The 11,957-nt window shown below is 55.1% G+C and carries 8 protein-coding genes and 2 tRNA genes; 2 read left to right on the forward strand and 8 right to left on the reverse strand.

What is annotated here, in order from left to right; translation table 11 throughout:
- Nucleotides 1-69 precede the first annotated feature (69 nt).
- The 3 genes from HMPREF2891_RS06320 to gltX form a co-directional block, all read right to left on the reverse strand.
- Nucleotides 70-142: transfer RNA gene (locus tag HMPREF2891_RS06320), tRNA-Glu, on the reverse strand.
- Nucleotides 143-190: 48 nt separating this feature from the next.
- Nucleotides 191-262 (reverse strand) — tRNA-Gln (locus HMPREF2891_RS06325).
- A gap of 134 nt (nt 263-396) precedes the next feature.
- The gene (gltX, locus tag HMPREF2891_RS06330) at nt 397-1,899 is read right to left on the reverse strand and encodes a glutamate--tRNA ligase (protein WP_070664521.1); all 1,503 of its coding nucleotides are present in this window, start codon (nt 1,897-1,899) and stop codon (nt 397-399) included.
- Nucleotides 1,900-2,046: 147 nt separating this feature from the next.
- Between gltX and HMPREF2891_RS06335 the strand changes: the two genes are divergently transcribed.
- Nucleotides 2,047-3,177: a MalY/PatB family protein gene (locus tag HMPREF2891_RS06335; protein WP_070664522.1), complete on the forward strand. Its 1,131-nt coding sequence runs from the start codon at nt 2,047-2,049 to the stop codon at nt 3,175-3,177.
- 9 nt (nt 3,178-3,186) lie between these two features.
- On the opposite strand, the gene HMPREF2891_RS06340 is transcribed toward HMPREF2891_RS06335, so the two are convergent.
- Genes HMPREF2891_RS06340 through HMPREF2891_RS06350 form a run of 3 tightly spaced genes read right to left on the reverse strand, consistent with a single transcriptional unit; the run spans nt 3,187 to nt 7,904 of the window.
- Nucleotides 3,187-5,661 (reverse strand): ATP-dependent RNA helicase, encoded by a 2,475-nt coding sequence (locus tag HMPREF2891_RS06340; RefSeq protein ID WP_315940657.1) that lies wholly within the window; start codon nt 5,659-5,661, stop codon nt 3,187-3,189.
- 4 nt (nt 5,662-5,665) lie between these two features.
- Nucleotides 5,666-6,439: a fumarylacetoacetate hydrolase family protein gene (locus HMPREF2891_RS06345; RefSeq protein WP_070620611.1), complete on the reverse strand. Its 774-nt coding sequence runs from the start codon at nt 6,437-6,439 to the stop codon at nt 5,666-5,668.
- 34 nt (nt 6,440-6,473) lie between these two features.
- Nucleotides 6,474-7,904 (reverse strand): alanine/glycine:cation symporter family protein, encoded by a 1,431-nt coding sequence (locus HMPREF2891_RS06350; protein ID WP_070664526.1) that lies wholly within the window; start codon nt 7,902-7,904, stop codon nt 6,474-6,476.
- 194 nt (nt 7,905-8,098) lie between these two features.
- On the opposite strand from HMPREF2891_RS06350, the gene HMPREF2891_RS06355 reads away from it, so the two are divergent.
- Nucleotides 8,099-10,744 carry a DEAD/DEAH box helicase gene (locus HMPREF2891_RS06355; protein ID WP_070664528.1) on the forward strand — a complete coding sequence of 882 codons (2,646 nt, stop codon included), beginning with the start codon at nt 8,099-8,101 and terminating at the stop codon, nt 10,742-10,744.
- A 94-nt stretch (nt 10,745-10,838) separates the two neighbouring features.
- Here the strand turns inward: HMPREF2891_RS06355 and HMPREF2891_RS06360 are convergent, their stop codons facing one another.
- On the reverse strand, nt 10,839-11,234 hold the full coding sequence (locus HMPREF2891_RS06360) for a YccF domain-containing protein (RefSeq protein ID WP_070664530.1): 396 nt from the start codon (nt 11,232-11,234) through the stop codon (nt 10,839-10,841).
- Between the two features lie 3 nt (nt 11,235-11,237).
- Nucleotides 11,238-11,951: a YggS family pyridoxal phosphate-dependent enzyme gene (locus tag HMPREF2891_RS06365; protein ID WP_261666844.1), complete on the reverse strand. Its 714-nt coding sequence runs from the start codon at nt 11,949-11,951 to the stop codon at nt 11,238-11,240.
- Between the last annotated feature and the right edge of the window lie 6 nt (nt 11,952-11,957).

Below are 11,957 nucleotides of genomic sequence, written 5' to 3' on the forward strand. Positions count from 1 at the left end.
GGCGGTGTCCTAGGCCGCTAGACGATGGGGGCCTAAGCGCTTTCGCGCCAATTTGGTTACTAGAACCTGCACCCCCAACCGGATTTGAACCGGTGTCGCCGCCGTGAGAGGGCGGTGTCCTAGGCCGCTAGACGATGGGGGCCTTGCGATTACTCGCTTTGAAACCTCTGACCTACGGTCAGGTGCTTCGCTGGGGTACCAGGACTCGAACCTAGACTAAATGAACCAGAATCACTCGTGCTGCCAATTACACCATACCCCAAGGTAAGGTAGCTTCTTCGTGCGGTTTCCCGCTGACGGAAAGCCTTCACTAGGAAGCGCCAACAAGAAACTCTACCCGACGAAGCATCACCTTACAAAATCCGATCATCGTTATTTAGTTCACGTTCACGGATGCTACTGGGCGAGCTTGGCCTCCAGCTGGCGCAACCTTGCCAAGACCTCTTCCTTGCCCATAATTTCCATGGACTCAAACAGTGGCGGAGACACCTGTCGGCCAGAAATGGCGGTGCGTAGCGGCCCGAATGCAAGCCTAGGCTTGACCTGCATTTCATCAATGAGGCGGGCTCGTAACGCCTCTTCCAAAGATTCGACGGTGAACTCGGGCAGGCCTTCTATGACCTCTATACCGGCACGCAGAACCTCGCCAGCATTGTCCTTGAGCTTGCCCACAGCTTTATCTTCAAACTCAAGCACTTCGGTTTCCACAAAGAACGGGCCGAGCATGCCGCCAACCTCGCCAAGTAGGCGAATGCGCGTTTGAATTAGCGGCGCTCCCTTGGTGATGATTTCCTGTTCACGAGCCGTAAGCCCATCAAACTCTTCAGCTGACACGTAGCCGTCGCGGTAAAGGAACGGCACGATGCGACGCTTGAAGTCATCCTCTTCCAGCATACGAATGTGATCGGCGTTAATCTCAATGGCCTTCTTCAGGTCGAAACGCGCCGGGTTGGGGTTCACATCGTGAATGTCAAACGCCTTCACCATTTCTTCAGCCGAGAAGATGTCTTCATCGGGGCTAATCGACCAGCCAAGTAGGGCTAGGTAGTTCAGCAGACCCTCTGGAATCATGCCGTTTTCGCGGTGGAGCAACAGGTTCGACTCCGGATCACGCTTGGACAGCTTCTTGTTGCCTTCACCCATAACGTAAGGCAGGTGGCCAAATTCCGGCATCTGCTTTGCGATTCCGAGCTCGATGAGAGCGCGATACAAAACGATCTGACGCGGGGTGGAAGATAGCAGGTCTTCACCACGTAGCACGTGCGTAATGTCCATGAGCGCATCATCTACGGGGTTCACGAGGGTATAGAGAGGGTGACCATTTCCTCGCACGATCACATAGTCCGGAACAGAGCCGGCTTTAAACGTGATTTCACCGCGAACGAGGTCCGTGAAGGTAATGTCCTCATCCGGCATCCTCAGGCGGAGCACCGGCTTGCGTCCCTGTGCGCGAAACTCAGCTTTCTGATCTTCCGTAAGATTGCGGTCAAAACCGTCATAGCCAAGCTTTGGATCACGACCTGCTGCTTTGTGGCGCGCTTCGATCTCCTCTGGCGTTGAGAAAGACTCGTAGGCGTAACCAGCTTCTAGCAGTTTCGCCGCAACGTCTTTGTAAATGTCCATGCGTTGCGACTGCCGGTACGGCTCATGCGGCCCACCCTTAAGTACACCCTCGTCCCAGTCCAGGCCAAGCCAAGTTAGAGAATCAATAATCTGATCGAATGACTCCTCAGAGTCTCGCTGGGCGTCGGTATCCTCAATGCGGAACACAAACGTACCCCCAACATGCCTGGCCCACGCCCAGTTAAACAGGCAGGTGCGGACCATTCCTACGTGAGGGGTTCCAGTTGGTGATGGGCAAAAACGAACGCGGACTTTGCCGCCATTTATAGTATCCATGATGTCTCGATTCTACATCGTTTATCCGCCGGCTTTTCAACGTGGTTGCCACGCACCAAGTCTTTGATTTCACAGCCCGTCCTTGCCCCGTACCACTTGCGTTCGCAACCACCGTTGTCGTTATGGTTGTAGGCGGAAGGGATTGCAATGACTGATTTTGATGCTTTTGACGAGGACACCGCCCACGCCAGCGGTCTTTTGAAGTGGGAGATGCCGGGCGTGTCTGGCCATTGGGTTGCAGAGATGGACTTCGGCACCGCTCCGATAGTTGAAGAAGCCCTCGTGAGCGCCATTAAGAGGGGTTTTCTAGGCTACATGCCACAGGAACTGTCCGACCGGGTTAAAGACGCCACCGCGAGCGTAGTTGGCCGCCGCTACGGCCTTGAGGTTGAAGCCGAGAATGTGCGGTTGGCATCATCAGTGCTCGATGGTTTGAATGCGATCCTTGGCCACATGTTGAAGCCCGGCTCACGGGTGATAGTCCCAACGCCTGCTTACATGCCTTTTTTGACGCTACCGGGCAAGTTTGGCCACGAGGTTATCGAGGTTCCTTCCGCGATTGTCGACGGCATGTGGCAACTCGATTTTGATGGCATTGAGGTCGCGGCTAAGAATGCTGATCTGCTTATCCTTTGCAACCCGTGGAACCCGACCGGTAGGGTTCTTACCGCCGCTGAACTAACGCGTTTAGGAGAGATTGCGACTCGTCACGACCTGCTTGTGTTCAATGACGAAATTCACGCTCCGCTGGTTACAACCCCCTCTTCCCATATTTGCTTTGCCGGCCTGGATCAGGCTTTTGCTGACAGGACGGTCACCGCGGTTGCAGCGTCGAAGGGTTTTAACTTGGCAGGGCTGCACTGCGCGCAAATGATCACAACGGGGCAGATTACTAATAGGTTCGAGGCCGCGGCTGCGTGGCTGAATCATCCGACACCGCTCGGCGCTCTGGCAACAACAGTCGCATACGAAGAAGGCGAGGAGTGGCTGGGCGAACTAAATGCCTACCTGCGGCAGAATGTGGCCTTAATCGATGGCTTGTTGGAGGGTTCCTCGCTCAGTTGGGCTACGCCGCAGGGAACCTACATGGGGCTGATTGACGCATCTAATCTCGGCGTACAAAATCCGCAGGAGTACCTGCTTGAAGAAGCGAAGGTTCGTACGACGCCTGGCAATGCCCTCGGTAAAGGTTTTGAGCAGTATGTGCGGTTCGGTTTCGCGTCTTCCGCTGGGGTCGTGCGCCGTTCAATCGAACGCATGACAGCGCTGTCTGCTTAGGGTCCCAGCTCACCGCAAACGCGCGTTGGTTTTGCGCGTGGCGGTGGCGGTCCACGGATCTTCGGGCCACGGGTGTTTGGGGTAGCGTCCGCGCATTTCCGCGCGCACCTGCGAGTAGGTTTCGTTGAAGAATGTTTCCAAATTCGAGGTGATGGCAAGCGCTCGTCCGGCGGGCGATAGAAGTTCGAATGTGAGCGGCTCCCCCATCACCGTTGGCACTTTCTTGAACCCGAACGTTTCTTGCAGTTTTACACGTACGGTTGGGCCTCGCTCCGGATCAAACACGATTCGCGCGCGATTACCGGAGGGCAGTTCGATCGAATTTGGCACCAGCTGATCTAGCTTTGCTACCTTGTTCCATCCGATCAGAGTTTTGAGTCCGTTTGTAACGTCGATTTGCGCCAGCGGTTTTCCACCAAGGAGGTCTTCCCACCACTCTCCAAGTAGCTCATCTACCGAGCTTGCGAGTTGATCGTTTGAAAGTTCTGGCCAAGACGCGTCCCGCGCGCTGATGTACCTGGCTTTATTCACGAGGTCAAGGCCCGCTGCGCCTAGCTTGAATAAGTCCAGGCCCCTCTCCTCCAGGGCAGTGGCGAGCACCTTTCGCACTTCCTCAATCGTCGGTTGCACGCGTCGGCGTCCAAGCTCGATCTGGCCCAACCGTTCAATGCAACTTGCAGTAATCCGCCCTCCCGTAAGCTCGGTCACGACCTCGGATCGCAACATTGGCTTTGCGATCCAACGCGCCCACTCCGGTTGTAGTGGAGCCCCCACGGTCACGTTTGTAACCCCGCCTGTTGTGAGCACGCCGCCAACAGCAATCCAGGTTTCAAAGCTGAGCGGAGAAGTTGCATCAACGCTAAATCCTGTACCGGAAGCCGCCAGGAAGCGTCTTTTCTGACCATCTTGTTTGCCCCGTTGTTTCGCAATCCGCCCCGGATAGGCCAGACCGATCACAACACCGGGAAGATCCGCTTCATTCAGCAGAAGGTCTGGAGAAGCAGACCCATACGAGGGCGAAAACTTGGAAGCGATGGACCGAAATCTGCGAACATCGGCTTGCGGCACCTGATTCAGCACTTTTGTAATATCGGCGCTTTCCGACCTCGTTTCGGTGGCTAACGCCGCAACGATCCGCGCCACGGTTTGCTCCTGCCCGCTCCACCTACTGGCTAGAAGGAGGGCGCGCCCCATGCGTGGGTCTGCCGGCACCATAGCCAACATGCGCCCCTCGTCCGTTATCTGCCCGCCGGCTAGAGCGCCGATACCTTCTAGGGTGGTTTCTGCCCGCGTCAACCCTGGCGCAGGAAATGGAGAAGGCAAGCGCATCTGCTCCGGCTCGCTCCAGGCATGCGCAAGTAGCGCGGCTTCGGTTAAGTCCCCGCTTTCAATCTGCGCGGTGGCATACTGCGTCATTCTTGCAAAATCTGTTTGCGAATAGCATCGATACACAACACCAGGGCCCGTGCGATTGGCGCGACCGCCGCGTTGGGTTGCAGAAGAACGAGATGCTCTGACCGTTACCAGCGCAGCGGCCTCGCGACGCACATCAAATCGCGGGCTGCGCGTCAGCCCAGAGTCAACCACACAGTTGATGCCTGCAACCGTTAGCGATGTCTCTGCAATGTCAGTTGCCACAATGACCCGCTCACCCGGTGCCAGCGCCTCGTCCTGTTGCTGCGTTGTAATACCACTGTGCAGAGTGAACGTGCGGATCCCGGCGCCGCGGATCATTGCGGCCACGTCCTCCACGTTGCGAATCGACGGGGCAAAAACGAGGGTCGGCCCATTGTTTTCAAAAGCCTCAACCGCAGTAGACGCAAGGTGGCTCAAGAAGTCCGGGCTGGCTCCTCCCGCGTCAAGCGCTGGTGCAGACGCTGGCCTCCACACTTGGCTCAGCGGATACGGATCTCCCGCAACCTCAATCCGGTCCGTTTGCGCTGAACTCGCCAGCAAAGCGTGGAATCTATCCACATCCGCCGTTGCAGACATTGCTCCAAGCAGGAGGTCATCGCGCATATCTGCGATGTCGAGCGCGAATGCGAGGGCGAGGTCTGAATCGATGTGACGCTCATGCACCTCGTCTAGCAATAGAGCATCAACGCCGGTTAGATCAGGGTCAGCGAGGAGGCGGCGAAGCAAACTACCGGTAGTTGTGAACTCGATCCGCGTATGTGCGCTGATCTTCCGGTCCGAGCGCATCGTCCAGCCAACCGCGCCTCCAGGTTCTTCCTCCAACAAAGACGCCACATATTTTGCTGCTGATCTCACGGCCACCCTGCGCGGCTGCGCGATCAGGATGCGCCCACTCGAACCTTGCTCATCGAGAAGATGACGAATGAGTAGCGGCGCCAGCGTAGTCTTACCCGAACCGGGGCTGGCAGATAGAACGAAGCGGCGCCTGCCCAAAACCGCTGCCGCAATGTCGTTTTGCGCTGAAGTAATGGGTAGACGCGAGTTGTTGAACGCCGCGATAAAGTTCAGTTTGTTACCTCGTCACAAAGTTCGCGAGGCTACCAATGCCCTCGATCTCACATTCCACGCGGTCTCCTGCTTCAATAGGCCCAACACCAGCAGGAGTGCCCGTCATAATGACGTCACCAGGTAGGAGTGTCATAACCGACGAAATGTACTCAATCAAATAGGGCACGTCAAAAACCATGTCGCGAGTATTGCCCTGCTGCACCACTTTGCCATTTACTCGCGTTTCAATATTGAGGTCATCAATATCTAGTTGCGGATCTACCGTGATCCACGGCCCCAACGGAGCGGACGTGTCGAACCCCTTCGCACGGGCCCACTGCCCGTCGATTCGCTGCGCATCACGCGCGGACACATCGTTGGCAACCGTATAACCAAACACGTAGTTGAGAGCGTTTTCTGCACTTACGTCTTTGCACAGCGTGCGAATAACCACGGCCAGTTCGGCCTCGTAGTGGACTTCACGGCTCCACTCGGGCAGAACAATCGGGTCATCCGGACCGATCACAGCGGTGTTTGGCTTGAAAAAGATATTCGGATGGTCCGGCACTTCCCCACCCATTTCAGCCGCATGGTCGCGGTAGTTTTTTGCAACAGCAACGATTTTTGAGCGAGGAATCACCGGACTGAGCAGGCGCACCTCGTCGAGTTTAAAGACTTCGCCGGACGGCTCCACCCCTTGAAAAAGAGGGTCTCCTTTTAGCCCTTCGATACGGTCCGCTCCCTCAGCAATGGCTCCGTACTTGGGGTTCGCACCCGCACTAAATCTTGTTACTCGCACTGGGTCCTCCTAAACCTTGACGCCCCCAGTGTAGCTATACCCAGATATCCTTGTCGGCTTGCTTTTCAAGTTCGGGGTACTTCGCAATCTTGAAGCTCATGTCATCGCTGTCACGCAGCTCGTTCCAGTCTTGCAATATGGTTCGCACAACCTTCATTAGAGCAATGAGGGCCAGCAGGTTAATGATTGCGCCTAGCCCCAGCAGAAGGTCCGACACCGCCCACACCACCGGGAGCTTCACGATTGCACCGAGAGAAGCGACAATGACAGCTACAACCCTGAACCCGAAAGAGATGTACTTATTGCGAGTTAGGTGATCGAGTGCGGATTGGCCGTAAGAATAAGCACCGTACGCCGTGGTGTAACCAAAAATGAAAATGATGAGCGACATGGGAAGGGCCATCCAGGATCCCAGTTGCGCACTCACGGACTGCGCGGTTAGCGAGCCGGCCAGTTCGGGATCCATGCCGGCCTCGTACAATCCCGATGTGAGGATCAAAAGCGCGGTGACCGTACACACGATGATCGTGTCAATGAATACGCCAAATGACTGCAAAAACCCTTGCTGTGCAGGATGAGCTACGGTTGCAGAACCAGCCGCGTGAGGCGTAGTACCAAGTCCGGCCTCGTTGGAGAAAAGACCGCGTCTAGCGCCATTTACAAGGGCGATGAAGATGCCGCCCAGTATGCCTCCGGCAATCGGGCCAAAGCCGAACGCTGATTTGATGATCAGGACGAGCGCCGCGAGAGCCGCTGCCGGGTTAAGAACAATCACGACGATAGCGATGAGGATGTAGACCGCAGCCATAATCGGGGCCAGGTACTCGGACGCACGTGCCACTGACTTAATGCCACCCAAAATGACAGGGGCCAGAAGTAGGAAAGTAAAGAGCATCGTGGAGTACGGCGAAATGTCATGATTTGCATTGAACGTTGCCGCCACCGTGTTGATTTGCACCATTGGCACCGCGAGGCCAGAAGCCACCACGGAAATAACTGCAAAAATAATGCCGGCTTGTTTCCAGCCCAGGCCCTTACGCATGTAGTACTCGGGGCCGCCTCGGAAGACGCCATCGGGGTGTTTTTCCTTGTACACCTGAGCGAGCACAGATTCTGCAAACGAAGTTGCCATACCAACCAGGGCTACTATCCACATCCAGAAGATCGCGCCCGGACCTCCCATTACAAGAGCGAGGGCAACGCCCGCGATGTTACCAATGCCAACGCGCGTGCCAATACCTACCGCGAAAGCTTGGAAAGATGTCACGCCCTGCAGAACCTGAGTTCGAGAGCCCGAGACCGAATGAAAAATGTCTCTTGCGTTCTTTATCTGTGGGAAACCAAGATAAACGGTGATTGCTATACCCACTCCTATGAGCAGGAATACGAGCACCCACGAGTAGAGCATATTTACAGACCAAAGAAGCGCATTTTCCAGCGCAATGCCAATCGAGGCAGTTTTCATCACAGGACTCCCGGAAGAGAAACATTTGGGATATGTACAGATATTACTAAGCAATAAGTAAAAACAACAAAATATCCCCTATTTAAAACCAAAGGCTGGACGTTTCAACGCTTTTTCACCCTGTTTTAAGCAACTCACTTGTCCCTTGTAGGTCCGGTAAAATTTTTGTCCCAGGTTTTTGAGACAATCACAGCATGAGCCCAGTGTTGAATGAACTCCTCGACGACCTCGAAGATAGTGGGAAGCTTAATGACCCCGATGCCTTGTACGATGCGTTTTGTTCGTGGGCAGAGTCGGGCGGGCGGCCGCTCTATCCGCATCAGGACGAGGCATTTATTGAGCTACTAGGAAACAACCACGTAATTGCGGCCACACCGACGGGCTCGGGAAAGTCATTGATCGCTCTTGCCGGCCACATCATCTCGCTGGCTCGTGGCGGCAGATCGTATTATACGGCTCCACTCAAAGCACTGGTGTCAGAGAAATTCTTTGACCTCGTATCCCTATTTGGTTCACAAAATGTAGGCATGGTCACCGGGGACGCATCGGTCAATGCAGATGCGCCAATCATTTGTTGCACAGCCGAGATTCTGGCCAATCAGGCACTGCGAGAAGGCGCTGACCTAGATGCGGACATGGTGATTATGGATGAGTTCCATTTTTACGGTGACCCACAGCGCGGATGGGCGTGGCAGGTACCCCTATTAGAGCTAAAGAAGCCGCAGTTCGTTTTGATGTCCGCAACCCTTGGCGACGTCTCTTTCTTTGTGAAGGATCTAGAGGAACGCACCGGGCGCTCAGTCTCGGTGATTGATGATGCGAAACGCCCCGTTCCCCTCGAAATGGCCTACACAAAGTTGCCGCTGGCAGATTCGGTTGCGGAGCTAATCGAAACTGGCAAATATCCGATTTACATCGTCCATTTTGGGCAAAAAGCAGCCATGCAGACCGCGTCTAATCTGGCCACTCCAAATCTCATTTCTAAACGTCACCAAGAGCGCATTAAAGAGGCTACGGCTGATTTCCGTTTCGGAAAGGGGTTTGGCCAGATTCTTCGCGGCCTATTGCACCGAGGCGTAGGCGTTCATCACGCAGGAATGCTCCCCCGTTACCGCAGGCTGGTAGAGCGCCTAACCCAACAGGGGCTTCTGGCCGCGATTTGCGGTACAGACACCCTGGGCGTGGGCATTAATGTACCGATTACAACTGTACTTATTACCTCACTGGTTAAGTTTGATGGACGCCGCGAGCGCCATTTGAGCGCACGCGAGTTCCACCAGATTGCCGGGCGCGCGGGCCGCGCGGGTTTCGACGAGGTGGGTTGGGTTGTTGTCGAGGCGCCCGACCATGTGATTGAGAATCGTCAAGCTGAGATTCGCGCTGGAGATGATCCAAAGAAGCTTAAGAAGATTGTTCGCAAGAAGCTCCCCGAGGGCCGGGTTGGCTGGTCCGAGTCCACGTTCGAGCGTTTGCAATCTGCCGAGCCCGAGGCTCTGCGCTCACAGTTTGAGTTCACACATTCAATGGCGTTAAATGTGCTGGCTAATCCGAAGGCTCCCACCGAACATCTGTTATATCTAGCAACACACAATCACGATGATCTAGGCGAATCCAATCCGCACTTGCGGCGACTCGGACAGATCTACACATCGCTGCGCCAAGCCGGAGTTGTCGAGAAGCTCTCTTCAGAAGATGCTCGTACGGCCGGTGTTGATCGACTTCGCCTGATGCGGGATTTGCCTGACGATTTTGCGCTTAATCAGCCGCTCTCCCCCTTCGCCCTAGCCGCCTTAGATTTGCTAGATGCGCAAGCGGAAAGTTTTGCGTTGGATGCAATCTCGATAGTCGAGGCAGTGCTGGAGGATCCGCGTCCCCTCCTGTTTGCACAGCAAAATGAAGCAAAAGGGGAAGCAGTTGCCGCGATGAAGGCAGCCGGAATGGAATATGAGGAGCGCATGGAGGCGTTGGAGGACGTGACTTGGCCGCGCCCTCTGGCCGAACTGCTGGAGCCCGCATTCCACATGTTTGTGCAATCGAACCCGTGGGTGGGTGATTTGGAGCTTTCACCAAAGTCGGTTGTACGCATGATGATTGAGAATGCGATGACGTTCTCAGAGTTGGTCTCCCGCTTTGACGTCTCCCGCTCCGAGGGCGTTATTCTGCGCTACCTGATGGATGCTTACCGGGCATTACGACAGATTATTCCAGACTCGCTGATGAATGATGAGCTGCGCGAGATCATCGAGTGGCTCGGCCAGTTGATCCGCGCGGTTGACTCCTCGTTAATTGACGAGTGGGAAGCGCTTTCTAACCCAGATGGCGCGGTGATGGAGTCGGATGAGTCCGGGGCTGAACGAGCATTCGGCGCAGCGGAGGACGGTAGCGTCTCAATCACAGCCAACCCGCATTTCTTCCACCAGCAGATCCGAAACGAACTGTTCAAACGGGTGGACCGTTTTGCCCTCGACGATCTTGACAGCCTGACTGATTTTGCCGATTCTGACGGCATTGAAACCTGGAGCGAAGCCCGGTGGGAAAACGTTTTAGACCGCTATTACGCAGAATATGACTGGCTTGGAGCAGGCCCCGAGGCACGGTCAAAAGCGCGATACTCGTGGATGATCAGCCCGCAGGACGCGGATTTGGCAAGCGCGGGTGTAACTGATCGCCTGATTGAGGCTAATGCGGGCTTGCTGCAGGCGGGCAACATTTTAGTTACATACACGTTCGAGGATGAGCAGGGGGACTGCGACTGGAGGCTGCTGGCTCTGGTAGATGCCGAGCTCTCGGCTGACGAAAATAAGCCCGTCTTCCGCCTACTTGACGTAGGGCCGAGGTAGGCAACTTGGCGCATAGAACAGCCGGCTACCGAATATCTTCAACTGGAAGACCCGGTAGTCGGCTGCACGCTTGTTCCCCCGTAGTACTCGCGTATTAGGCAAGCACTCCGTCTTGCCCATCAGTTGCCACGATTTTCTTTCCAAACGGGAAGCAGGTTACCGGAATGAGTTTCAGGTTGGCGATTGCCATTGGAATGCCAATGATCGTGATGGCAAGGGTGAACGCAGTGGCAATATGTCCGATGGCAAGCCAGAGGCCCGCAATCAAAAACCACACGACGTTCATGAGCGCTGATCCAACGCCAGCTCCTGGCTTGTCAACAACTTTGCGACCAAACGGCCAGAGGACGTAGGCAGCCATTCGAAATGACGCCACTCCTGCAGGGATCGTAATGATCGGAATGAAGGCAAGCAGGCCGAAGAAGACGTACATTAGCGCCAGTTCGATACCTGCGAATATAAGCCAAATTATGTTTAGAATTGTGCGCATTATTTACTTCCTTGCTCCAAAAATTGCCGACCCCATTCGAACTCGCGTGGCACCTTCAGCGATTGCGAGTGCAAAATCGGACGTCATTCCCATTGATAGTTCGCTAGCATTTTGAAGTCCGGGCAACTTCAGAGCCCGATCACGAATTTCGCGTAGGTCAGAAAACGACTTGCGGATCACCACCTCGTTAGTGGTATGAGCTCCGATGGTCATAAAGCCGATGACGCGCAGGTTCTCCAGCTCGGCAATTTGTTGCGCAACCTCGATGGCCTCTACCGGCCCTGTTCCAGATTTGGATTCTTCCCCCGAAGTATTTACCTGGATCATGACGTCTAAGCGCCGGTCTTTAACCCGCTTATTGATTGCCTCAGCTAGACGGAATGAATCAACCGTTTCGATCTGATCAACCACCCGCAGGGCCTTGTTGATCTTGTTGGTCTGGAGCGGGCCGATCATGGTGGTGGTTAGATTATCCAGGCCAAGCCCACGCAGGTACGGAGTGGTTACTTCGGCCTCCTGAACGCGATTTTGTCCCATGAGGACGGGGCGGCCAAACTCTATAAGAGCGTGCGCAGCGGCTTCGCATTCCTCGGTACCGCGAGTTTTGATAGCAAGTTCCAGGTCGATGTCGCTGGCCGGACGCCCCGAGGAGGCAGCAGCATCCTCCATCTGGCTCAGAATTTGCTCGATGTGTGTGGAAATGTGCGTCATAGTCATAGCTTT

Origin of the sequence: Actinomyces sp. HMSC065F11, from assembly GCF_001813085.1 — a bacterium.
Taxonomy (GTDB): domain Bacteria; phylum Actinomycetota; class Actinomycetes; order Actinomycetales; family Actinomycetaceae; genus Gleimia; species Gleimia europaea.

Coding starts and splice junctions, on each gene's coding strand:
- gltX (WP_070664521.1), bottom strand. CDS start 1,899: ATGGATACTATAAATGGCGGCAAAGTCCGCGTTCGTTTTTGCCCATCA.
- HMPREF2891_RS06335 (WP_070664522.1), top strand. CDS start 2,047: ATGACTGATTTTGATGCTTTTGACGAGGACACCGCCCACGCCAGCGGT.
- HMPREF2891_RS06350 (WP_070664526.1), bottom strand. CDS start 7,904: ATGAAAACTGCCTCGATTGGCATTGCGCTGGAAAATGCGCTTCTTTGG.
- HMPREF2891_RS06355 (WP_070664528.1), top strand. CDS start 8,099: ATGAGCCCAGTGTTGAATGAACTCCTCGACGACCTCGAAGATAGTGGG.
- HMPREF2891_RS06360 (WP_070664530.1), bottom strand. CDS start 11,234: ATGCGCACAATTCTAAACATAATTTGGCTTATATTCGCAGGTATCGAA.
- HMPREF2891_RS06365 (WP_261666844.1), bottom strand. CDS start 11,951: ATGACTATGACGCACATTTCCACACACATCGAGCAAATTCTGAGCCAG.